This is a genomic window from Burkholderia sp. AW49-1 (genome assembly GCF_053427845.1).
In genome coordinates this window covers 1-23,406 of record NZ_JBSAXF010000038.1, presented here as the reverse complement: position 1 = coordinate 23,406, position 23,406 = coordinate 1, and the positions used below count along the sequence as shown (strand labels likewise).

The 23,406-nt window shown below is 69.6% G+C and carries 21 protein-coding genes; 16 read left to right on the top strand and 5 right to left on the bottom strand.

What is annotated here, in order from left to right:
* Positions 1-32 precede the first annotated feature (32 nt).
* The 4 genes from ACV22W_RS30455 to ACV22W_RS30440 are packed head-to-tail and all read left to right on the top strand — an operon-like array spanning position 33 to position 4,168.
* Positions 33-1,142 (top strand): DUF1214 domain-containing protein, encoded by a 1,110-nt coding sequence (locus ACV22W_RS30455; RefSeq protein WP_448023119.1) that lies wholly within the window; start codon positions 33-35, stop codon positions 1,140-1,142.
* On the top strand, positions 1,139-2,332 hold the full coding sequence (locus ACV22W_RS30450) for a sulfotransferase family protein (protein ID WP_448023118.1): 1,194 nt from the start codon (positions 1,139-1,141) through the stop codon (positions 2,330-2,332). Before ACV22W_RS30455 ends, ACV22W_RS30450 begins: the two co-directional genes overlap by 4 nt.
* A 40-nt stretch (positions 2,333-2,372) precedes the next feature.
* The gene (locus ACV22W_RS30445; RefSeq protein ID WP_448023117.1) at positions 2,373-3,164 is read left to right on the top strand and encodes an SDR family oxidoreductase; all 792 of its coding nucleotides are present in this window, start codon (positions 2,373-2,375) and stop codon (positions 3,162-3,164) included.
* A 14-nt stretch (positions 3,165-3,178) separates the two neighbouring features.
* Complete coding sequence (locus ACV22W_RS30440; protein ID WP_448023116.1) at positions 3,179-4,168, top strand: acetyltransferase; 990 nt, start codon at positions 3,179-3,181, stop codon at positions 4,166-4,168.
* A gap of 69 nt (positions 4,169-4,237) precedes the next feature.
* On the opposite strand, the gene ACV22W_RS30435 is transcribed toward ACV22W_RS30440, so the two are convergent.
* Positions 4,238-4,717, bottom strand: coding sequence for an SRPBCC domain-containing protein (locus ACV22W_RS30435; RefSeq protein ID WP_448023115.1), 480 nt, complete (start codon positions 4,715-4,717; stop codon positions 4,238-4,240).
* Positions 4,718-5,036: 319 nt separating this feature from the next.
* On the opposite strand from ACV22W_RS30435, the gene ACV22W_RS30430 reads away from it, so the two are divergent.
* Positions 5,037-6,515 (top strand): cryptochrome/photolyase family protein, encoded by a 1,479-nt coding sequence (locus ACV22W_RS30430; protein ID WP_448023114.1) that lies wholly within the window; start codon positions 5,037-5,039, stop codon positions 6,513-6,515.
* A 47-nt stretch (positions 6,516-6,562) separates the two neighbouring features.
* On the opposite strand, the gene ACV22W_RS30425 is transcribed toward ACV22W_RS30430, so the two are convergent.
* The 3 genes from ACV22W_RS30425 to ACV22W_RS30415 form a co-directional block, all read right to left on the bottom strand.
* Entirely contained in the window at positions 6,563-6,685 is a 123-nt protein-coding gene (locus ACV22W_RS30425) for a hypothetical protein (RefSeq protein WP_448023113.1), read from the bottom strand.
* The gene (locus ACV22W_RS30420) at positions 6,676-7,908 is read right to left on the bottom strand and encodes an MFS transporter (protein ID WP_448023112.1); all 1,233 of its coding nucleotides are present in this window, start codon (positions 7,906-7,908) and stop codon (positions 6,676-6,678) included. Before ACV22W_RS30420 ends, ACV22W_RS30425 begins: the two co-directional genes overlap by 10 nt.
* Positions 7,909-8,216: 308 nt before the next feature.
* Entirely contained in the window at positions 8,217-9,158 is a 942-nt protein-coding gene (locus ACV22W_RS30415) for a LysR substrate-binding domain-containing protein (protein WP_059701630.1), read from the bottom strand.
* A gap of 119 nt (positions 9,159-9,277) precedes the next feature.
* Here ACV22W_RS30415 and ACV22W_RS30410 point away from each other — a divergent pair, with 119 nt between their 5' ends.
* Both ACV22W_RS30410 and ACV22W_RS30405 read left to right on the top strand, forming a co-directional pair.
* Positions 9,278-10,321 carry an alpha/beta hydrolase family protein gene (locus ACV22W_RS30410; RefSeq protein ID WP_448023111.1) on the top strand — a complete coding sequence of 348 codons (1,044 nt, stop codon included), beginning with the start codon at positions 9,278-9,280 and terminating at the stop codon, positions 10,319-10,321.
* Between the two features lie 148 nt (positions 10,322-10,469).
* Positions 10,470-11,222: a 4'-phosphopantetheinyl transferase family protein gene (locus ACV22W_RS30405; protein ID WP_448023110.1), complete on the top strand. Its 753-nt coding sequence runs from the start codon at positions 10,470-10,472 to the stop codon at positions 11,220-11,222.
* A 21-nt stretch (positions 11,223-11,243) separates the two neighbouring features.
* On the opposite strand, the gene ACV22W_RS30400 is transcribed toward ACV22W_RS30405, so the two are convergent.
* Positions 11,244-12,164 carry a glutamate/aspartate ABC transporter substrate-binding protein gene (locus ACV22W_RS30400; protein ID WP_448023109.1) on the bottom strand — a complete coding sequence of 307 codons (921 nt, stop codon included), beginning with the start codon at positions 12,162-12,164 and terminating at the stop codon, positions 11,244-11,246.
* Between the two features lie 225 nt (positions 12,165-12,389).
* On the opposite strand from ACV22W_RS30400, the gene hutH reads away from it, so the two are divergent.
* The 9 genes from hutH to ACV22W_RS30355 all read left to right on the top strand — a co-directional run bounded on the left by hutH (position 12,390) and on the right by ACV22W_RS30355 (position 23,351).
* Complete coding sequence (gene hutH / locus ACV22W_RS30395) at positions 12,390-13,913, top strand: histidine ammonia-lyase (RefSeq protein ID WP_059701623.1); 1,524 nt, start codon at positions 12,390-12,392, stop codon at positions 13,911-13,913.
* Positions 13,914-13,917: 4 nt separating this feature from the next.
* A complete protein-coding gene (gene hutC, locus ACV22W_RS30390) occupies positions 13,918-14,613 on the top strand; it encodes a histidine utilization repressor (RefSeq protein ID WP_059599060.1) in 696 nt (231 codons plus the stop codon).
* Between the two features lie 40 nt (positions 14,614-14,653).
* Positions 14,654-16,342 (top strand): urocanate hydratase, encoded by a 1,689-nt coding sequence (hutU, locus tag ACV22W_RS30385; RefSeq protein ID WP_059535688.1) that lies wholly within the window; start codon positions 14,654-14,656, stop codon positions 16,340-16,342.
* A gap of 2 nt (positions 16,343-16,344) precedes the next feature.
* A complete protein-coding gene (locus ACV22W_RS30380) occupies positions 16,345-16,983 on the top strand; it encodes a HutD/Ves family protein (RefSeq protein ID WP_448023108.1) in 639 nt (212 codons plus the stop codon).
* Positions 16,984-16,987: 4 nt separating this feature from the next.
* On the top strand, positions 16,988-18,238 hold the full coding sequence (gene hutI / locus ACV22W_RS30375; protein WP_448023107.1) for an imidazolonepropionase: 1,251 nt from the start codon (positions 16,988-16,990) through the stop codon (positions 18,236-18,238).
* The gene (locus tag ACV22W_RS30370) at positions 18,235-19,611 is read left to right on the top strand and encodes a formimidoylglutamate deiminase (protein WP_448023106.1); all 1,377 of its coding nucleotides are present in this window, start codon (positions 18,235-18,237) and stop codon (positions 19,609-19,611) included. Before hutI ends, ACV22W_RS30370 begins: the two co-directional genes overlap by 4 nt.
* Positions 19,612-19,670: 59 nt before the next feature.
* Positions 19,671-20,468: an N-formylglutamate deformylase gene (hutG, locus tag ACV22W_RS30365; protein WP_448023105.1), complete on the top strand. Its 798-nt coding sequence runs from the start codon at positions 19,671-19,673 to the stop codon at positions 20,466-20,468.
* A gap of 726 nt (positions 20,469-21,194) precedes the next feature.
* The gene (locus tag ACV22W_RS30360; protein ID WP_448023104.1) at positions 21,195-22,001 is read left to right on the top strand and encodes a gamma-glutamyl-gamma-aminobutyrate hydrolase family protein; all 807 of its coding nucleotides are present in this window, start codon (positions 21,195-21,197) and stop codon (positions 21,999-22,001) included.
* A gap of 12 nt (positions 22,002-22,013) precedes the next feature.
* The gene (locus ACV22W_RS30355; protein ID WP_059689197.1) at positions 22,014-23,351 is read left to right on the top strand and encodes a glutamine synthetase family protein; all 1,338 of its coding nucleotides are present in this window, start codon (positions 22,014-22,016) and stop codon (positions 23,349-23,351) included.
* Positions 23,352-23,406 lie beyond the last annotated feature (55 nt).

Here is a 23,406-nt window from a genome sequence, read left to right as displayed (position 1 = left end):
GGTGAGCGCTCGACCATCGGCGGAGACGACACATGACGGAAGACACACGCGCCACGCAACTGCTTTCGGGCCAGACCTGGGCCGATTTCTGCGACACCCTGAAGCGCAGCGGACAGCAGATCCTGCGCGCCGAGGCGCCGGGCGATCCGCTCACGCGCGCGGAAGGGTTCCGCTACCTGAGCCGGCTGTTGCGCATCGCGCTCGAAATGCACGTCGAGTTCGCGGACGGCGCATGGCCCGGCTTCTTCTCGCCGTCGCACGAGACCGCGAAGATCGGCGCCGACAATCCCGACAACCTGTACCAGTACGCGCGCCTCGACGGCCGCTGCGACTATCGCGTGACGGGGCGGCGCGGCACGGTCGCGTACCTGAGCTTCGGCACGCAGAAGGGCGGCTACGAGACGGACGGCAAGATGCTGCAGACCGGGTTTCTCGATCCGAAGCAGCTCGAGATCGCGCCGGACGGCAGCTTCGAGATCGTGCTGAGCGCGACGCCGCGCGCGGGCAACTGGGTACGCATGGAGCCGGATACGAACGCGCTGCTGGTGCGCCAGACCTTCCTCGACCGGCGCGCGGAGACGCCCGCGCAACTGAAGATCGAGCGCATCGGCGCGCACGCGCGCCCGGCGCCGCTCGACCCGCTCGTGCTGCAGGGCGGCCTCATGTGCGCCGCGCGGTTCGTCGAGCAGACGTCGAAGCTGTTTGCCGACTGGGCCGCGAGCTACGGGGCGCACGTGAACGCGCTGCCGCCCGCGGACCAGGCGCTGTGCCAGTCGGTCGGCGGCGATCCGAACATCTACTACTACCACTCGTGCTGGTCGCTGGCGGACGACGAGGCGCTCGTGATCGACGTCGACACGGTGCCCGACTGCGACTTCTGGAACGTGCAGCTCAACAACTACTGGATGGAGTCGCTCGACTACCGGCACTTCGACATCTGCGTGAACAAGCACGGCGCGCGCCTGAATGCCGACGGCGGCGTGACGGTGGTGGTCGCCGCGTCGCGGCCGGGCGACGCGAACTGGCTCGATACGGCCGGGCATCGCACCGGCACGATCTGCTGGCGCTGGGTCGGCGCCGCGCAGCCGGTGCATCCGCGCACGCGCGTCGTCAAGCTCGCCGCGCTGAAGGAGGCCGCATGAACGCGCCGCCCGACCGGACCCGCACGCTGCTCGATGCCGACGGGCTGATCGCCGAGGCCGTGTCGCGCACGGGCGGTCTCGCCGCGTTCGGCGACGGCCCGTATCGCGAGGCGCTCGACGTGATGTGCGCATCGCTGATCGACGAGGCGCGGCTCTCCGCACGCGGCGCGGAGATGATGCGCGAGAAGCTCGTCGGCCAGCTCGCGAACCGCCTCGTCGTCGAGGATTACTGCCGCCGTCATCCGGAGATCGCCGACATCGAGATCGACGATCCGCTCGTGATCGTCGGGCTGCCGCGCACCGGCACGACGCTGCTGCAGCGGCTGCTCGCGGTCGACCCGCGCTTTCATTCGGCCGCGTGGTGGGAAACGCGTTATCCGGCGCCGCTCGCCGGCGAGACGCTCGACGCGCCGACCGTGCGCATCGCGCGCGCGCGGGCCGAGGTCGCGACGATGATCGACTGCATCCCGCAGATCCTGACGATCCATCCGCTCGACGCGATGCTCGCCGACGAGGAGTTCATGCTGATGGAGCATTCGTTCGTGTGCGCGATGGATTCGTACGCCAACGTGCCGGGCTATACGGCGTGGCTCGCGAAGCAGGACCTGACGCCCGTCTATACGTATCTGAAGCGGATGCTGCAGTTCCTGCAGTGGCAGAAGGCGCGGCGCGGCGTCGCGCCGGCCGAGCGCTGGCTGCTGAAGACGCCGCAGCACCTGCATGCGCTCGACGTGCTGTGCCGCGTGTTTCCGCGCGCGCAGGTGGTGCTCACGCATCGCGATCCGGCGCAGACGATTCCGTCGATGGCGAGCATGGCGCACACGCTGTGGCAGATGTACGCGGACGACCCGGATCCGCGCACGGTCGGCGCGCAGTGGAACGCGGGGATGGCGCGCGCGATCGGCGCGGCGATGGCGGCGCGCGACGCGCTGCCGGCCGGGCGGTTTCTTGACGTGCGTTTCGAGGACACCGTGTCGAATCCGCTCGGCGTCGCGCAAGCAGTGTACCGCTTCGCCGGCATGCCGCTCGATGCACTGCAGCGCGCGGCGATGACGGACTGGATGGCGCGCAACGGCCGCGACGGGCGCGCCGCGCACGACTATTCAATCGCGCGCTTCGGCTTCACCGATGCGCAACTGGCGCACGACTTCGCCGCGTATCGCGCGCGGCACCTGCGGGCGGCCGGCTGACGGCGCGCCCGCGACACCAACGACAACCAGGAGACAACCCATGTTGCTGAAGGACAAGATCGTCGTGATTTCCGGAATCGGGCCGGGGCTCGGGGTGAAGCTCGCCGTCGAGGCGGCACGCGAGGGCGCGCGCGGCGTGGTCGTCGCGGCACGCACGATGGAAAAGCTCGACGACGCTCAGGCGCGGATCCGCGCACTCGGCGTCGCGTGCGACGTGCTGAAGGTGCGAACCGACATCGCCGAGCGCGCGCAGTGCCGGCAGCTCGCGACGCAGACGGTCGAGCGCTTCGGCCGGATCGACGCGCTCGTGAACAGCGCGTTCGTGCACGGCACGTTTCCGGAGGCGGTCGAGGAAGCCGATCTCGATGGCTGGCGCGCGGTGTTCGACACCAACGTGTTCGGCACGATGACGCTCACGCAGGAAATCGTCCCGTACATGAAGCGGCAGAAACGCGGCGCAATCGTGATGATCAACACGCAGGCGACCCGCAAGCCGTTTGCAGGGGAATCGGGCTACGCTATGTCGAAGGGCGCGCTCGCGGTTGCGGCAAAATACCTGGCACGCGAGCTCGGCGTGCACGGGATCCGCGCGAACAGCATCCACATGGGCTGGATGTGGGGCGTGCCGACGCAGACGTATTTCCGGCAGGCGGCGGCCGAGTACGGGATGACGGAGGAGGAGATCATCGCGCCGATTGCATCGAACATCGCGCTCGCGAAGCTGCCGACCGACGACGACTGCGCGCGCGCGGCGCTGTTCCTCGCGTCGGATTACGCGAATGCGGTGACCGGCGCGACGCTGGACGCGAACGGCGGCGACTTCATGCCCTGAGGACGGAGCGACGGATGATGCAGGAACGGGAACCCCGGCGGGGACGACATTTCTTCGCGTTCAACGGCGACGCGGACGGCCTGTGCGCGCTGCAGCAACTGCGGCTCGCGGAGGGCGAACGCGGCACGCTCGTGACCGGCGTGAAGCGCGACATCAGGCTGCTCGAGCGAATCGACGCGCGAGCCGGCGACCGCGTGACCGTGCTCGACGTGTCGCACGACCAGAACCGCGACGCCTGCGCGCGGCTGCTGCGCGACGGCGCGGCGGTCCGCTACTTCGACCATCACTTCGCGGGCGAGCTGCCGGGCGATCCGCGCTTCGACGCGTATATCGATACGGCCGCCGACGTCTGCACGAGCGCGCTCGTGAACCGCCATCTCGGCGGCCGCCATGTGCGCTGGGCGATCGTCGCGGCGTTCGGCGACGAACTGCCGGCGCTCGGCGACGCGCTTGCGCGCGAATGCGCGCTCGACGAGACCGAGCGCGGCACGCTCGCCGAACTCGGGCTCTACCTGAACTACAACGCATACGGCGACTGCGTCGACGATCTGCATTTCGATCCGGCCGTGCTGGCCGATGCGATGCTGCCGTGCGCGGATCCGCTCGACTTCGTGCGCGGCACGCCGGTGTTCGCCGCGCTGCGCGACGGCTATCGCGACGACATGGCGCGTGCATGCGCGCTCGCCCCGTTGCGTGACGTGCCGGGCGCGACGCTGATCAGGATGCCGGATCATCCGTGGGCGCGGCGCGCGACGGGGATGCTCGCGAACGAGCGGATGCGCAATGCACCGCATGCGGCGCTCGCGGTGCTGTCGCCGCGTGCGCAGGGCGGGCTCGTCGTCAGCGTGCGCGTGCCCGACGGCCGGCCGCTCGGCGCCGACGAATTCTGCCGCGGTTTCCCGACCGGCGGCGGGCGCAAGCGCGCGGGCGGCATCAACCATCTGCCGGAAAGCGAGTTCGACGCGTTCGCCGAGCGTTTCGAGGCGGCCTTCCGTCTCGACTGAACGCGGGGGCCCGCGACGCGCACGCCGTGCAGCGATGCCACGGCGCGCGCGGACATCGGCCGTGCTCCGTCACGCGCTTTTGCGCCGACGTGACGCGTACAGCGCTTCCGCGCGCCGCTTCACGTCGCGCGCGCACTGGTCGAACCCCTGTTTTACCCAGCCGCCGTGCTCGCGCATGATCGTTTCCGCGTTGATGCCGAGAAACTGATCGGTCGTGAAGTAGCGGCAGCGTTCGGCGCCGTCGGCTTCGACGTACTGGTCGCGGCGCGCGGCGTCCTTGTTGTCGTCGGTCGGGCGCTGCTCCCACGACAGCAGGCGCTCGGGCTCGCACGCGACGAGGATTTCGTTGACGGGAATCACCGTCTCCGTGCCCGGAATGCGCACCTGCATGTACACGAAGTCGCCGATCCGGCCGGTCGTTTCGAGGCCGACGCAGAACGTGTTCCATTCGCCGTAGCGCGGGAAGTCGGTCAGCACTTCCCAGACGACGGAAGCGGGGGCGTCGATCGCGACGGTGATCGAAGTGACGAGATTGGCGGGTTTGGTCATGGTGGGTATCGGGTGAGATTGACGGTGAGGACGGGACCGCGGGCGCGCCCGGGCGGATGCGCTGCGCGATACGCGTGGCCGACCGGCGGCCGGTGCGTGCCGCGCATCGCGGCGAACCCGACATCGAGCGTAGGCCGGCGCGTGCGGCGAAGAATCGTCGGAATGGACTAAGGCGTTTCACCGGGCTCGCGATCCGGCGGGGCGGCGGCGTCGGTACGCGACGCGTTTGCGCGCGCCGTCTGCGCGTCGGACATCGACATCGCGCGACCATGCCGCGACAATACCGGTCACTTTTCCGTTTTCCTGCCCCGAGGTGCCCGTGCCAGCGAAGTCGTCCGTTGCTCCTGCCGTCGTGTGGTTCCGCGACGATCTGCGCGTGACCGACCAGCCCGCGCTGACGCGCGCGGTCGCGTCGAGCCGGCCGCTCGTGTGCGTGTACGTCGACGATACGGGCGAAAGCGCGGGGCGCGCGCTCGGCGGCGCGGCGCGCTGGTGGCTGCACGGGGCGCTCGCCGGACTCGACGCGGCGCTCGCGCGTCATGGCGGCCGCCTGCTGCTGCTGCGCGGCGATGCGCCGCGCGAGATCGAACGCGTCGTGCACGACACGGGCGCGGCGGCGGTGTACTGGAACCGCCGCTATGCGCTGCCGCAGCGCGATGCCGATGCGGCGTTGAAGGCGTCGCTGAAGGCGCGCGGCCTCGAGGTCGAGAGCAGCAACGGCAGCCTGCTGAACGAGCCGTGGGACGTGCTGACGGGCGCCGGCACGCCGTTCCAGGTCTTCACCGCATACTGGCGCGCGGTGCGGCGCGATCGCACGGTGGCGGCGCCGTTGCCGGCGCCCGAAAGGATCGCGTTTCACCCGTGGCCGGCCGTCGTGCGCGAACGCGCGCTGACGCTCGACGCGCTCGCGTTGCGTCCGGGCGCGCCGGACTGGGCGAGCGGCCTGCGCGACGCATGGCCGGCACCCGACGAGGCGGGCGCGCATGCGCGGCTCGACGCGTTTTCGGGCGAGTCGCTGGCCGGCTATGCCGATACGCGCGACCGGCCCGACCGGCCGGCGACGAGCCGGCTGTCGCCGTTCCTGCGCTTCGGCAACGTGTCGCCGCGGCAGGTGTGGCATGCGGTGCAGGGTGCCGCACAGGCGGGCGGCGCGGCTTGCGCGGCCGGCGCCGAGAAATTCCTGAGCGAGCTCGGCTGGCGCGAATTCAGCCACGTGTTGCTGTATCACTTCCCGGCGCTCGCGACCGACAACTTCCGCGCGCAGTTCGACGCGATGCCGTGGCGCGACGATCCCGCCGCGCTGCGCGCCTGGCAGCGCGGGCTGACCGGTTATCCGCTCGTCGATGCGGGGATGCGCGAGCTGTGGACGACCGGCTGGATGCACAACCGGGTGCGGATGGTCGTCGCATCGTTTCTCGTCAAGCATCTGCTGATCGACTGGCGGGCCGGCGAGCGCTGGTTTTACGACACGCTCGTCGACGCGGACGTCGCGAACAACCCGGCGAACTGGCAATGGGTCGCCGGCTGCGGCGCCGACGCCGCGCCGTATTTCCGCATCTTCAATCCGGTGACGCAGGGCCGGAAGTTCGATCCGCAGGGCGCCTACGTGCGCCGCTGGGTGCCGGAACTCGCGGGCCTCGACGCGGCGACGATCCATGCGCCGTGGGAGGCGTCGCCGGTGGAACTCGCGGCGGCCGGCGTGCGGCTCGGCGCCGACTATCCGGCGCCGATCGTCGATCACGACGGCGCGCGGCGGCGCGCGCTCGATGCGCTGGCCACGCTGCCGAAGCGTCGCTAGACGTCGCGGGCGCGGCCGATCATTCGCGCGCGGTGCGGTTTGCCATGTCAGTCGCAGAATGCCGCGCGCTCGAGCAGCGCAAGCGCGACGCTCGAATCGAAGTAGGCCGCGCCGCACCACGCGACGAACGCGAGCGCGCCTGCGGCCAGCGCCGCGCGCATCACGCCCACGCGGCCTTGCCCGGCACCGGACGCGCGATGCGCGCGTCGTCGATCGGCAGGTGCAGCAGCGCGGCCAGCACGCCGAGCGCGATCGAGCCGATCCACAGCGGCAGATACGAATGCGTCTCGTCGTAGACGAGCGCGCCGAGCCATACACCGAAGAAGCTGCCGAGCTGGTGCCCGAAGAAGACGAAGCCGAACAGCGTCGCGATGTAGCGCACGCCGAACACCTGCGAAATCACGCCGTTGGTCAGCGGCACGGTGCCGAGCCACGTGAAGCCCATCACGGCCGCGAACACGTAGACGCTCGCGGGCGACAACGGCGCGGCGACGAACGCGGCCATCGCCAGCGCGCGGACGAGATACAGCGCGGACAGCACATACTTGCGCCGCAGCAGGCCGCCGAGATGGCCGCATGCGTAGGTGCCGGCCACGTTGGTCAACGCGATCAGCGCGAGCGCGACGCTGGCATGGCGCGCCGGCAGGCCGTGATCGAGCAGGCAGGCGGGCAGGTGGGTCGCGATGAACGCGAGCTGGAACCCGCAGGCGAAGAACCCCGCGTTCAGCAGCCAGAAGCCGCGATGCGCGAACGCTTCGCGCACCGCCGCGCCGATCGACTGGTCGGGGCCGTCCGCGCGACTCGCGGGCTGCGCGGGCCGGTCGCGCACCAGCACGGCGAGCGGCGCGAGCGCCCCGGCGACGAGCGCGAGCGCGACGAAGGCATGCTGCCAGCCGATGCCGCCGATCAGCACCTGCGCGACCGGCACCATGCAGAACTGGCCGAGCCCGCCGATCGCGCCGGCGACGCCGAGCGCCCAGCCGCGCCGGTCGGGCGGAAACAGCCGGCTCAGCGCGCCGTAGATCGACGCGAAGGCCGCCCCCGACAGCGCGATGCCGATCACGAGGCCTGCACCGACCGTGAATACGCCGGCCGACGCGGCGAACGCCATCGTGACGAGCCCGGCCGCATACAGCAGCATACCGGCGACGATCACGCGCACCGATCCGAAGCGGTCGGCGATCATTCCGGTGAACGGTTGCGCGATGCCCCAGATCAGGTTCTGCAGCGCGAGCGCGAGGCCGAACGCTTCGCGCGACCAGCCGTGGTCGAGCGTGACGGGGGCGAGGAACAGCCCCTGCACGTGGCGGATGCCGAGCGCGGCGCCCATGATGAGGCCGCCCGCGAGCACCGGCAGCCAGCGGCGCCGGGCGTCTTGTTCGATCGGGGTCATGCGGGTCTCCGGATGAATGCGTGCGGCACGACGCCGCGTTCGATCCGATTAGACGATCCGGTCGCGGCGCGCTCAAGCGATCATTCGGTCGCGTTCGCATGCGCGTGAGGAATGCGATGCGGATCGGGCGCGATGCCGGCGGCGAATGCCGTCCGGGCCGGATGCGTGGAGCCGCTGCGACGCATGCGGCCGGCGTGATACGCGGCCGATGCGGTGTAGTCGGGGCGTCAATGCGTCGCCGGTGGCTGCGCGCATCCCGTGCGCGACGCCGCATCGGCATCGGCTCGATGCGGAAACTCCCTCGTGGCTTACCGCTGCGCCACGTCGTACGCGCGCATTGCCGCGTCGCATTCGGCCGCTTCCGCGAGAATCCAGTCGCGCACGTCGGCGACTTCGCGGCGCGGCGCCGGATCGTGCCGGAACAGCCAGTAGCCGTACGCATCCGACAGCGCCTGCGAGTGCGGGCCGAGCACCGCGAGCCGGCCGTCCGCGAGCATTGGCGCGACGAGCGCGAGCCGCCCGAGCGCGACGCCCTGGCCGGCGATCGCGGCGTGGATCACCTGGTCGTACTGGTTGAAGCGCAGCACGCCCTTCGGGCGCGCGTCGCCGAGCCCGGCCGCGTGCAGGTGCGCGCGCCATTGCAGTGGCGTTTGCGGCGGCCCGTCGAATTCGAGCAGCACGTGGTCGGCGATTGCGGCCGCGTCGGTGACGGGCCGCGCGGCCAGCGCCGGGTGCGCGACCGGCACGACGACTTCGTCGAACAGGTGCAGCGCGCCGGCCGGCGCGCGCTCGCGCGGGCAGTAGCGGATCCCGAGGTCGATGCCTTCCGCGCGCAAATCGAGTACCTTGTCGTTCGCGGCCACGCGCAAGTCGACGTCCGGCAGGCGCGCCTGCAGGCGTCCGAGCCGCGGCAGCAACCACAGCGCGGTGACGCCGATGCTCGCGGTGATCGTGACGGGCTGGCGCTCGCGCGCGGCGGCGAGCGACGCGACGGTGTCCTGCAGGGTGAGCAGCGCCGCGTCGGCGGCGCGAAACAGCCGCTCGCCTTCCGGCGTGAACGCGATCTTGCGATAGCCGCGCTGCAGCAGCGCGACGCCGAGGTGCGCCTCGAGCGCGTGCACCTGGCGGCTGACCGCCGACTGCGTGACGCACAGGTCCTGCGCGGCGAGCGTGATGCTCATGCGGCGGCCGACGGCGACGAAGCCGCGCACGAGGTCCAGCGACGGGAGACGGACGAGCGGCGTTGACATGCGTATGGCTCATGCGAACGGAGCAGCAAGATTGGTTGAGAACGCCGGGCGCGTCAAGTTCAATGAAGGCTGGCCGATCGGGCGGGCGCCGCGTGACGCGGTGCCGCACAGGAGAGAGGATGACGATTTCGAACGAAGCAGCCGGGGCGGGTCAGGCAGCCGCGCGCGCGGCGGGCGCGTTGCCGCCGGAGGCCGTGACGCTGACCGCGGCCGACGGTTACCTGCTGCGCGGCTACGTGTGGCGGCATCGCGGCGGCGGCGCCGCGCGGCCCGTGACGGTCGTCAATTGCGCGACGTCGGTGCGCTGCGACTATTACTTCCGCTTCGCGGCCTGGCTGTTCGCGCAAGGGCGTGACGTGCTCGTCTACGACTATCGCGGGATCGGCGGCTCGCGCCCCGCGCGGCTCGCGAAGCTGCGCGCGAACTGGCTCGACTGGGGGCGGCTCGATTGCGAGGCCGCGCTGCGGTACGCGCGCGACGCGTTTCCCGGCCAGCCGCTCGACGTGGTCGCGCACAGCATCGGCGGCTGCGTGCTCGGGCTGGCGGCGTCGAACGCGTACGTGCGTCACGCGGTGACCGTCGGCGCGCAGTATGCGTACTGGCGCGACTATCGGCCGGAAGAGCGGCGGCGCATGTGGTGGAAGTGGCACGTCGCGATGCCGGTGCTCGCCGCCGTGTTCGGCTACGTGCCCGCGAAGCGGCTTGGCTGGATGGAGGATACGCCGCGTGGCATCGCGCTGTCGTGGGTGCGTTCGCAGGCGCGCTTCGAGGATGCCTACACGCATGGCCTGCTTGCCGAAACCGCCGCGAGCCGCGCCGCGCTGCCGGCGCGCTTCGCGCGGCTGCCGGCGCCGATGCTCGCGATCGGCCTCGACGACGACGGGTTCGGCACGGTCGACGCGATCGAGCGGCTGGCCGGCTACTACACGGGCAGCGACGTCACGCATCTGCGGATCGCGCCGCGTGACATCGGCGTCGACGCGATCGGCCACTTCGCGTTCTTCCATAGCCGCTTCACCGACACGTTGTGGCCTGTCGCGCTGTACTGGCTGCAGCACGGCGCGTTGCCGGCCAATGCGCCGGGCCGTGTCCATGCGCGCCATCCGGCGCAGCGTGCACGGCTGGCGGGAAGCGGCGCGCCGGGTGTCGTCGCGCACGGATGACCGCGCACGCGCGTGCGACCGGGCCGTCGCGTCGATGCGGCGGCCGCGCCTGCTGCCGCTGCCGACGAACGCGGTCGCGCCGCGTCGGCCTCCGGGCCGCGCGATCGATTAACATCGGACGTTTCATTCGACTGGCTGCCCCGTGCCGATGTCCATTCCGCCCGATTTCCCGATTCCCGCCGACCTGTCCCGCGCGTGGCGCGTGCACCTGCTCGACGTGCCGACTGCCGCGTCGCGGGCCGGGGTGCAGGTCGCGCGCATCGATTTCGACTGGCACGTGCCGCTCGCGTCGCCCGCCTATGCGGCGCTGAGCGATGCCGAGCGCGCGCGTGCCGGGCGCTACCTGCGGCATGAGGATGCGGTGCGCAGCGCCGCGACGCGCGCCGCGCTGCGCGATGTGCTCGGCGCGACGCTCGACGTGGCGCCGAAGGACATCGCGATCGTCGTCGACGAATCGGGACGGCCGTCGCTCGACCCCGCACATCGTGCATCGCTGGATTTCAACGTGTCGCACGCGGGCGATCATGCGCTCATCGCGTGGACAGGGACGGGCCGTGTCGGCGTCGATATCGAAAGCTGCAATCGGTCGACCGACTGGCGTGCGCTGACGCGCGAGGTGTGCGCGACCGCCGAGGCCGCGTATCTCGACGGCCTGCCGCTTGCCGCGCGTGCCGACGCGTTCATGCGCGTGTGGTCCGCGAAGGAAGCGTTGCTGAAGGCGCTCGGCACCGGCATCGTCGGCGGGCTGCGCGCGTTCGCGGTCGTGCCGCCGCGCGATGCCGCGACGCCCGCGACGACGGTCGTCGATCCGGCCGCGCCCGCGGCCGGCGTGGCCGCGTTCGACGCGGGCTGGCTCGACGCGGCGCCCGGCTACGCGGCGTGCGTCGCGTGGACGCGCTGAACCCGTTTCAGCACGCGACGCTCACTCGAGCGGCACGTCGTTCGGCGCCGCGTAGCGCGCCTTGATCACGTCGCTCATCGGGAAGTCGAACGCGAGCCCTTTAGGCGGCACCGGCTTCATGAACCACTTGTCGTACAGCGCGTTGATCTCGCCGCTCTTCATCAACTGCACGAGCACGCCGTCGACGAGCGCCTTGAACTGCGGATCGTCCTTGCGCAGCATGAACCCGTACGCTTCCGACGATTGCGGCGTACCGACGATCGTCCAGTCGGCCGGCTTCGCCGCGAGCTGGCGCACGCCGGCGAGCAGCACGTCGTCCATCATGTAGGCGGCTGCGCGGCCCGATTCGAGCGTGAGGCGTCCTTCGCCGTAGTCCTTCGCGCTGATGATCTGCATGTTCATCTTCTTCTCCTCGTTCATCTTGCGCAGCAGGCGCTCGGACGTCGTGCCCTGGTTCGTCACGACCGTCTTGCCGGCCAGATCGGGGAAGTCGCGGATGCCCGAGCTCGTGCGCGTGAGCAGGCGCGTGGTCGCGACGAAGAAGGTGGCCGAGAACGCGACCTGCGCGTGGCGCGCGGCGAGGTTGGTGGTCACCCCGCATTCGAGATCGACCGTGCCGTTCTGCACCAGCGGGATGCGGTTCTGCGACGTGACCGGAATGAAGCGCACCTGCAGGTCGGGCTTGCCGGTGCGCGCCTTCACGGCGGCGATCACGCGGTCGCACAGATCCTGCGAGAAGCCGATCACCTTGCCGCTCGCGTCGACGTAGGAGAACGGCACCGATGTCTCGCGATGGCCGATCGAGATCAGGCCGCCTTGCCGGATCTTTTCGAGCGTGCCGGACAGCGGTTCCGCGGCGAGCGACGCGCCGCACGCGAGCGCGCATGCGGCGACGAGCAGGCTGCGGCCGAGGAGGGCGGTCAACCGGGGCGGGATGGTCATGGCAGGTCTCCGTGGACGGATCGTGGGAAGAGTCGATTCGTATGTTGCCAAAGACAAAATAATTGCAACATATGTTAATTCATGGGTTCGTCGGGCAACGGCGGCGGGCCGCGCCGGACATCAGGGAAACTCCCGAGTCGAAATCGTGAAAAACGGGGTTGTCTAGACAAGTTGCGATGGCTACACTGCAATCCATCACGAACTTGTCTAGACAGGATTGCTCACATGATTACGTTGACCCCCGGCCACCTGACCCTCCCGCAACTGCGCAAGATCGCTCGCGAATCCGTGCAGCTCAAGCTCGACCCGGCCAGCTTCGCGAAGATCGATGCAGGCGCGAAGGCCGTCGCCGACATCGCGGCAAAGGGCGAGCCGGCATACGGCATCAACACGGGCTTCGGCCGCCTGGCCAGCACGCACATCCCGCACGACCAGCTCGAGCTGCTGCAGAAGAACCTGGTGCTGTCGCACGCGGTCGGCGTCGGCGAGCCGATGGCGCGCTCGTCGGTGCGCCTGCTGATGGCGCTGAAGCTGTCGAGCCTCGGCCGCGGCCACTCGGGCATCCGCCGCGAGGTGATGGACGCGCTGATCACCCTGTTCAACGCCGACGTGTTGCCGCTGATCCCGGTGAAGGGCTCGGTCGGCGCATCGGGCGACCTCGCGCCGCTCGCGCACATGTCGGCCGTGCTGCTGGGCGTCGGCGAAGTGTTCATCCGCGGCGAGCGCGCCAGCGCGCTCGACGGTCTGCGCGTCGCGGGCCTCGCGCCGCTCACGCTGCAGGCGAAGGAAGGCCTCGCGCTGCTGAACGGCACGCAGGCCTCGACGGCGCTGGCGCTCGACAACATGTTCGCGATCGAAGACCTGTACCGCACCGCGCTCGTCGCGGGTGCGCTGTCGGTCGATGCGGCCGCCGGCTCGGTGAAGCCGTTCGATGCCCGCATCCACGAACTGCGCGGCCATCAAGGCCAGATCGACGCGGCCGCGTCGTACCGCGACCTGCTCGAAGGCTCGCCGATCAACCAGTCGCACCGTGACTGCGACAAGGTGCAGGATCCGTACAGCCTGCGCTGCCAGCCGCAGGTGATGGGCGCGTGCCTGGACCAGATGCGCCACGCGGCCGACGTGCTGCTGGTCGAGGCGAACGCCGTGTCGGACAACCCGCTGATCTTCCCGGATACCGGCGAAGTGCTGTCGGGCGGCAACTTCCACGCCGAGCCCGTTGCATTCGCGGCCGACAACCTCGCGCTCGCCGCATCGGAAATCGGCGCGCTGGCCGAGCGCCGCATCGCGCTGCTGATCGACGCGACGCTGTCGGGCCTGCCCCCGTTCCTCGTGAAGGACGGCGGCGTGAACTCGGGCTTCATGATCGCCCACGTGACGGCAGCCGCCCTGGCATCGGAAAACAAGACGCTCGCGCATCCGGCGTCGGTCGACTCGCTGCCGACCTCGGCGAACCAGGAAGACCACGTGTCGATGGCGACGTTCGCCGCGCGCAAGCTCGCCGACATCGCGGACAACACGAAGCACATCCTCGCGATCGAACTGCTGGCCGCCGCCCAGGGCGTCGACCTGCGCGCGCCGCACCACACGAGCCCGAAGCTCGCGCCGGTGATGGAAACGATCCGCAGCAAGGTCGCGCACTACGAACTCGACCACTACTTCGCACCGGACATCGCCGTGATCGCGAAGCTCGTCGGCGAGCGTGCGTTCGCGAAGATCGCGCCGTTCTCGTTCGCATCGGAACAGTAAGCCCATGAGCGCGCCGGTCTACCAGGAGATCAAGGATTTCATCCTGGGCCGCATTCACGCCGGCGAGTGGGCGGAGGGCGATCAGGTGCCCTCCGAGAACGAACTGGCCCGCGAGTTCAAGGTCGCGCGCATGACCGTCAACCGCGCGTTGCGCGAGTTGACGGCCGAGCAGGTGCTGACGCGCATGAAGGGCGCCGGCACCTACGTCGCGCGGCCGAAGTACGAGTCGACGCTCGTCGCGATCCGCAGCATCTCGGAGGAGGTCGACGCGCGCGGGCATGCGTACCGCGCCAGCGTGCTCGGCCTCGAGACGATCCGCGCCGACGAGGCGCTCGCCGACGAGATGCAGATGACCGTGCGCGCGAAGCTGTTTTATTCGCAGGTGTTGCACTTCGAGAATGACGAACCCGTCCAGCTCGAAGAACGGTGGGTGAATCCGGCGGTCGCGCCGGATTATGCCGAGCAGGATTTCACGAACACGACGCCGAACCTGTATCTGATGCGCGCGGCACCGCTGCAGCGCGTCGAGTACCGGATCGAAGCGGCGGCCCCGGCGCCCGAGCGGCGCGAGCAGCTGCGGATGGACGACGTCGAGCCGTGTCTGGTTTTACATCGGCGCACCTGGTCGCAGGGCGTCGTCGCCTCGGTGGCGAATCTGTGGCACCCCGGCAGCCGTTATCGCTTCACCGGGCATTTCTGATTCCTATTTGAACATTCACTTTCCCTCGGGAGCAGCCGTCATGAACCATCCGAAACACATCGATCCCCGTCTCGATCCGACGCGCACGATCCGCGCGCCGCGCGGCAGCGAGAAGGTCTGCAAGACCTGGCTGGCCGAAGCGGCCTACCGGATGATCCAGAACAACCTGGATCCGGAAGTTGCCGAGCATCCGCACGCGCTCGTCGTGTACGGCGGCATCGGCCGCGCGGCGCGCAACTGGGAATGCTACGACCAGATCCTCGCGTCGCTGAAGGATCTCGGCGAAGACGAGACGCTGCTCGTGCAATCGGGCAAGCCGGTCGGCGTGTTCCGCACGCACAAGGATGCGCCGCGCGTGCTGCTCGCGAACTCGAACCTGGTGCCGCACTGGGCGACCTGGGAGCACTTCAACGAGCTCGACCGCAAGGGCCTGATGATGTACGGCCAGATGACGGCCGGCAGCTGGATCTACATCGGCAGCCAGGGCATCGTGCAGGGCACCTATGAAACGTTCTTCTCGGTCGCGAACCAACACTTCAACGGCGACCCGTCGGGCCGCTGGATCCTGACGGGCGGTCTCGGCGGCATGGGCGGCGCGCAGCCGCTGGCGGCGACGATGGCCGGCTTCTCGATGATCGCGGTCGAATGCGACGAGACGCGCATCGACTTCCGCCTGAAGACGCGCTACGTCGACAAGAAGGCGACGACGCTCGACGAGGCGCTCGGCATGATCGAGGAAGCGAAGCGCACCGGCAAGCCGGTGTCGATCGGCCTGCTCGGCAACGCGGCCGACGTGTTCACGGAGTGCGTCGAGCGCGGCATCACGCCGGACTGCGTGACCGACCAGACGAGCGCGCACGACCCGATCAACGGCTACCTGCCGCAAGGCTGGAGCGTCGCGCAATGGCGCGAGACGCAGAAGGTCGATCCGGAAGGCATCGTTCATCCGGCGAAGCAGTCGATGGCCGTGCAGGTGCGCGCGATGCTGACGCTGCAGGAGCGCGGCGCGGCCACGCTCGACTACGGCAACAACATCCGCCAGATGGCGCTGGAAATGGGCGTCGAGAACGCGTTCGACTTCCCGGGTTTCGTGCCGGCCTATATCCGCCCGCTGTTCTGCGAAGGCAAGGGCCCGTTCCGCTGGGTCGCGCTGTCGGGCGATCCGGAAGACATCTACAAGACCGACCAGAAGGTGAAGGAGCTGATCCCCGACGATCCGCACCTGCACAACTGGCTCGACATGGCACGTGAGCGCATCGCGTTCCAGGGCCTGCCGGCACGGATCTGCTGGGTCGGCGTGAAGGATCGCTATCGCCTCGGCCAGGCGTTCAACGAGATGGTGAAGAACGGCGAACTGAAGGCCCCGATCGTGATCGGCCGCGACCACCTCGACACCGGTTCGGTCGCGAGCCCGAACCGCGAGACGGAATCGATGAAGGACGGTTCGGACGCCGTGAGCGACTGGCCGCTGCTGAACGCACTGCTGAACACCGCGGGCGGCGCATCGTGGGTGTCGCTGCATCACGGCGGCGGCGTCGGGATGGGCTTCTCGCAGCACTCGGGCGTCGTGATCGTCGCCGACGGTACCGCCGAAGCGCACGAGCGTCTCGGCCGCGTGCTGCTGAACGATCCGGCGACGGGCGTGATGCGCCATGCGGATGCCGGCTACGAACTCGCGCAGCAGACGGCCCGCGAAGCCGGCCTGAAGCTGCCGATGCTCGGCCGCTGAGCATGACGGCGCTCGATCAGGCGCCGCTGCACGCAACGATGATCCGCGCGGCGGATCTCGTTGCGTCGCCGTGGAAGAACGGTGGCGGAGTGACGCGCGAAATCGCGGCATTTTTCCCCGAGGGGACTTCCTTCGGGGCGCCGCCGGGCGCCGCGCTCGACGCGTTCGCCTGGCGCGTGAGCGTCGCGGACGTCGGCGCGGCCGGGCCGTTCTCGCGTTTCGACGGCGTCGACCGCACGCTCGTGTTGCTGTCCGGTGCGGGCATGACGCTCGCGGAAGCGGGCGGCGCGCGCCACGTGCTCGACGCGCCGCTCGCCCGCGCGGATTTCGCCGGCGAAACGGCGATCGACGCGACGCTGCACGACGGTGCCACGCGCGACTTCAACCTGATGACGCGCCGTTCGGCCGCGCGCGGGACGGTCGACGTGTGGCCCGAAGGCACGCACCGCATCGAGCGCGCCGATACCGTGCTGCTGTTCTGCGCGACCGGCGGCGTCGACATCGAGATCGATGGCGCGCACTATGCACTGCAGGAAATGGACACGCTGCGGCTCGACGGGCCGCGGCGTGCGTTTGACGTCGTCGTGAGCGGAGGCGGCGCGCTGCTCGCCGTGTCGCTCGCCGTCGGCGAACGAGACTGAACGCATGAAACCGATTGTCTGGCATCACCTGAGGCTGTGTCCGCACGGCCACCCCGACGAAACGATCGACGACGCGGCGATCGCCGTCGACGAAACCGGCACGATCGTGTGGCTCGGCGCGTTTTCCGCGCTGCCGCACGGTTATGCGCACTGGCAGCGGGAAGACCTGCACGGCGCATGGGTGACACCGGGCCTCGTCGACTGCCATACGCATCTCGTGTACGGCGGCACGCGCGCCGACGAGTTCGCGCAGCGCCTCGCCGGCGTCAGCTACGAGGAGATCGCGCGGCAGGGTGGCGGGATCGTGTCGACGGTCCGCGCGACGCGCGCGGCCGACGAGACGACGCTGTTCGTGCAGGCGGCCGCACGCCTGCAGCCGCTGCTCGCCGAAGGCGTGACCGCGATCGAGATCAAGTCGGGCTACGGGCTCGACCTCGCTAGCGAGCGCAAGATGCTGCGCGTCGCGCGCCAGCTCGGCGAGCGCTTTCCGGTCACGGTCTACACCACGTTCCTCGGCGCGCACGCGCTGCCGCCGGAATACGCGGGCCGTGCAGATGAATACATCGACGAAGTGTGCGGACGGATGCTGCCGGCGCTCGCCGACGAAGGCCTCGTCGACGCCGTCGACGTGTTCTGCGAGCGCATCGGTTTTTCGCTCGCGCAGACCGAGCGCGTGTTCGATGCCGCGACGCGGCGCGGCCTGCCGGTCAAGCTGCACGCGGAGCAGTTGTCGAACGCAGGGGGTACCGCGCTTGCCGCGCGTTATCGCGCGCTGTCCGCCGACCACCTCGAATTTCTCGACGAAGCCGGCATCGAGGCGATGAAGGCGGCCGGCACGGTCGCCGTGCTGTTGCCCGGCGCGTATTACTTCATTCGCGAAACGCAACTGCCGCCGATCGAGCTGCTGCGCAAGCACGGCGTGCCGATCGCGCTCGCGACCGATCACAACCCCGGCACGTCGCCGCTCGAATCGCTGCTGCTGACGATGAACATGGGCTGCACGCTGTTCCGCATGACGGTGCCCGAGGTGCTGCAGGGCGTGACGCGCCATGCGGCTGCGGCGCTCGGCCGCGCGGATCGTCACGGCGCGCTCGAGATCGGTCGCCGGGCCGATTTCGCGGCCTGGTCGGTCGGCTCGCTGTCGGAGCTCGCTTACTGGATCGGCCGGCCGCTGTGCGAGCAGGTCGTGCGCGGCGGTACGACGGTGTTTCGCCGGATCAACGGCCAGCCTTGCAACAGACGAGACTCACGATGACCGAAATGACGCTGTTCGCGGACCATGCCCGGCTGCCCGATGGCTGGCGCCGCAACGTGCTGCTGCGCTGGGACGCGGCCGGCACGCTGACCGACGTGACGCCCGATGCCGACGCGCCGGCCGGCGTCGCGCGCGCGGCAGGGCCCGTGCTGCCCGGCATGCCGAACCTGCATTCGCACGCGTTCCAGCGCGCGATGGCGGGACTCACCGAATACCGTGCGAATCCCGCCGACAGCTTCTGGAGCTGGCGCGATCTCATGTACCGCTTCGCGCTGAAGATCACGCCCGACGCGCTCGCGGCGATCGCGCGCTGGCTGTACGTCGAGATGCTGAAGTGCGGCTACACGTCGGTGTGCGAATTCCACTACGTGCATCACGCGCAGGACGGCTCGCGCTATCCGCAGATCGCGGAACTCGGCACGCGCGTGATCGACGCGGCCCGCTCGGCCGGCATCGGCATCACGATGCTGCCCGTGTCGTACCAGTTCGCCGGTTTCGGCAACAAGCCGCCGCGCGACGACCAGCGCCGCTTCATCAACACGCCGGACGGGCTGCTCGAACTGCTCGACTCGATGCGCCGCGTCGCGCCCGAGCACGGCGGACTGCGCTACGGCGTCGCGCCGCACTCGCTGCGCGCGGTGTCCGAGAGCGGCTTGCGGGTGCTGCTCGACGGCCTGCCCGACGACGCGCCCGTGCATATCCATATCGCCGAACAGACGGCCGAGGTCGACGATTGCGTGCGCGCTTACGGCGCGCGTCCCGTGCAGTGGCTGCTCGATCGCTTCGACGTCGATGCGCGCTGGTGCCTCGTGCACGCGACGCACGTCGATGCGGCTGAAACGGCCGCGCTCGCGAAGCGTCGCGCGGTGGCCGGCCTGTGCCTGACCACCGAGGCGAACCTCGGCGACGGCGTGTTCCCAGCCGTCGACTATCTCGCGCAGGGCGGCGTGATCGGCGTCGGCTCGGACAGCCATGCGTCGGTCGACTGGCGCTCGGAACTGCGCCTGCTCGAATACGGGCAACGGCTCGTGCATCGCGCGCGCAACGTGCTCGCGAGCGACACGCAGGCGCATGTCGCCGACCGGCTGTTCGACGCGTCGCTCGCGGGCGGCGCGCAGGCCAGCGGGCGGCACATCGGCGCGCTGCGTGAAGGCTGCCGCGCCGACTGGCTCGTGCTCGATCCCGAGCATCCGGCGATCGCCGAACACGACAGCACGGCGTGGCTGTCAGGCGCGGTGTTCGCCGAGCATGGCGACACGCCAGTGCTCGACGTCTACACCGGCGGTGAACGCGTCGTGAGCGGCCGCCGCCATCGCGACGAAGCCGTCGCGTATGCCGACTACCGCGCCGCGCTGGCGCAACTGCTGCGCTGAACGCGCGGCACCGGCGCGCGCCGCGTGCGCGCGCCGGCAGACTCTTACGGTGATGCGACATGACTGAACAACCGGCTGTTTTCACGCTGAAGCAGGGCACGCTGCCGCTGCTGATCTCGATTCCGCACGCAGGCACCCACATTCCCGACGACATCGCCGCGACGATGACGCCCGATGCGCGCTTCGTCGATGATTGCGACTGGCATCTCGAGCGGCTGTACGGGTTCGCGGCGACGCTCGGCGCGTCGATCCTCGTGCCGTCGCACGCGCGTTACGTCGTCGACCTGAACCGTCCGCCCGACAACGAGAACCTGTACCCGGGGCAGGACACGACCGGGCTCGTGCCGGTCGACACGTTCGACAAGGCGCCGCTGTATCCGGCGAACGCGCTGCCCGGCAACGACGAGATCATGCGCCGTCGCGACCGCTACTGGCGCCCGTATCACGACGCGCTGCAACGCGAGATCGCGCGCCTGAAGCGCGAGCACGGCCGCGTGCTCGTGTGGGAAGCGCATTCGATCCGCTCGCACGTGCCGCGCTTCTTCGAAGGCCGCCTGCCGGACTTCAACTTCGGCACGTCGAGCGGCGCGAGCGCCGCGCCCGGCCTCGCCGAGGCGCTGGCGGCATGCGTGAGCGCGCACGGTGGCTATACGGCCGTCGCGAACGGGCGTTTCAAGGGCGGCTACATCACGCGTCACTACGGCGTGCCCGCCACCGGCGTCGAAGCCGTGCAGCTCGAGCTGTCGCAGGTCACCTACATGGAAGAGACGCGTCCGTACGCGTACGACGAAGCGCGTGCCGCGCGGATCGTGCCGCTGCTGCAGACGCTCGTCGAAACCGCGCTCGCGCATCGCTGAGCCGCCGGCGCGCGTGGCGTGCGGCGGCGCGGTGCCGCCTCGCGCCACGGCCTGCCAGCGGGCACTGCACGCGCCGACGCAGCGCACAAAACGGTATCGACCGGTCGGGTCGATGCCGTTTTTTTTCGTCTGATCGATGTCGGGATCGATACCTGAAAATTTGACGCAATTTTTAGGTGATATAAGCTGAATGTCAGGAAGTCGTCACGCGCGCCGGCCGCGACGGCGTCGATCAGCGCCGCACCGCGCCGGAATCCGTTGCGAGACACCTTGCCGACGTGTCGCCGCGCGGCATTGCCGCCTCCGCTTCATCGCGACACGTGTCCTGTCTTCACCAGTCAGTCGAGTACGATCGTGAAAGCCGCCAGCCCTTCGATATGCCGGACCCGAAGTCCGTCGGCGGGCGCGTCGCCTCAGGCCGGGCCAATCCGGCATGCTGATCGCGGCACGCGCGCCGCCCTCATACGCGAACCTCGTCCCTTCGCTGTGTCCCATCGCGGCCTGCGCCGCTTCAACCTCGTGACCGCGCACGTGTTCAGCGCGGTGCAGTGCGACGGCAGCGCTTCATTGTTGCCCTAGCGTCCGTTTCCGCTTTCGCATCGGGTCGCACCGTCCGTTGCCGCGCCGTTCGCGCGGCAGGATCGCGCATGGGCGCGTGCGGCGCGACCGCGCATTGCCATCGCCCCGCGTGGATGCACGCGTCGCACGTTCATCCTGGAGGCGATCATGCGACCGCGCCCGCTCGTAGCCGTCACCGCCGACCGCGTGATGCGCGGCGCCCATCCGAACCACACGGCCGGCGAGAAGTATCTCGTCGCGCTGGTCGATGGTGCCGGCGCGCTCGCCTTCGTGCTGCCCGCGCTCGGCACACGCCAGCCGGTCGACGCGATCGTCGCGTCCATCGACGGGCTGCTGCTGACCGGCAGCTATTCGAACGTCGAGCCGCATCACTACGGTGGCCCGGCGAGCATCCCCGACACGCTGCACGATCCGGCGCGCGATGCGACCGCGCTGCCGCTGATCCGCGCGGCGATCGACGCGGGCGTGCCCATGCTCGCGATCTGCCGCGGCATGCAGGAGCTGAACGTCGCGTATGGCGGCACGCTGCATCAGCGGCTGCATGCGAGCGCGGGCTTCCACGATCATCGCGAGCGCGACGGCGATCCGCTCGAGCGGCAGTACGGCCCCGCGCACCGCGTGCAACTCGCGCCGGGCGGCCTGCTGCAACGGGTCGCGCGCGGCGCACATGACGCGATGGTCAATTCGCTGCACGACCAGGGCATCGCGCGGCTTGGTGCGGGGCTCGTGGTCGAAGCGAGCGCGCCCGACGGGCTGATCGAGGCCGTCAGCGTGCGCGGCGCGCGCGCGTTCGCGCTCGGCGTGCAGTGGCATCCCGAATGGCGCTTCGCGGAACAGCCGCTGTCGCGCGACATTTTCGCGGCATTCGGCGCGGCCTGCCGCGCGCGCATGACACACCGCATTCATGCGGACGGCGGCACCATGCCGTCGCCGGCCGCATCCGACATCGACTGAACGAGGCCGATCATGCAACCCGAACTGAGCGAATTCCTGCGTCAGCACCGCATCACCGAAGTCGAGGCGATCATTCCCGACATGGCCGGCATCGCGCGCGGCAAGATCATTCCACGCAACAAGTTCGAGTCCGGCGAATCGATGCGCCTGCCGCAGGCGGTGATGGTGCAGACCGTCACCGGCGACTATCCGGAAGACGGCTCGCTGACCGGCGTGACCGATCCCGACATGGTGTGCGTGCCCGATCCGTCGACGATCTGCCTGATCCCTTGGGCCGTCGATCCGACCGCGCAGGTGATTCACGATTGCGTGCATTTCGACGGCTCGCCGGTCGAGATCTCGCCGCGCTACGTGCTGCGCCGCGTGCTCGACCTGTACAAGGCGAAGGGGTGGAAGCCGGTCGTCGCGCCCGAACTCGAGTTCTACCTGGTCGACATGAACGCCGACCCGGACCTGCCGTTGCGTCCGCCGGTCGGGCGCACGGGCCGCGCGGAGACGGGGCGTCAGTCGTATTCGATCGAGGCCGTCAACGAGTTCGATCCGCTGTTCGAGGACATCTACGAATACTGCGAAATGCAGGGCCTCGACATCGAGACGCTGATCCACGAGGTCGGCGCCGCGCAGATGGAGATCAACTTCGTGCACGGCGACGCGCTGTCGCTCGCCGACCAGGTGTTCCTGTTCAAGCGCACGGTGCGCGAAGCCGCGCTGCGCCACAACATGTACGCGACGTTCATGGCCAAGCCGATGGAAAACGAGCCGGGCTCCGCGATGCATATCCACCAGAGCCTCGCCGATGCGCGCACCGGCCACAACCTGTTCGCCGACGAGGGCGGCGTCGTCTCGCCGATGTTCCACAGCTATCTCGCGGGGCTGCAGAAATACACGCCTGCATTGATGCCGATCTTCGCGCCGTACATCAATTCGTACCGCCGGCTGTCGCGCTTCATGGCCGCGCCGATCAACGTGCAGTGGGGCTACGACAACCGCACCGTCGGCTTTCGCATCCCGCAGTCGACGCCGGTCGCGCGGCGCATCGAGAACCGGATTCCAGGCGTCGACTGCAACCCGTACCTCGCATTCGCGGCGACGCTCGCGGCCGGGTATCTCGGTCTCACGCAGCAGCTCGCGCCGACCGAACCGATCGCGTCCGACGGCTACGACCTGCCGTACCAGCTGCCGCGCAACCTCGAGGAGGGCATCTCGCTGATGGCCGCATGCGCGCCGCTCGCCGACATTCTCGGCAACAAGTTCGTGAAGGCGTACCTGGCGCTGAAGGAAACCGAATACGAAGCGTTTTTCCGCGTGATCAGCTCGTGGGAACGCCGCCATCTGCTGCTGCACGTGTGAACGTGCGGCATCGACCTGCGGAGGCAACATGACAGAACGAAGCGAAGCCGTCGCC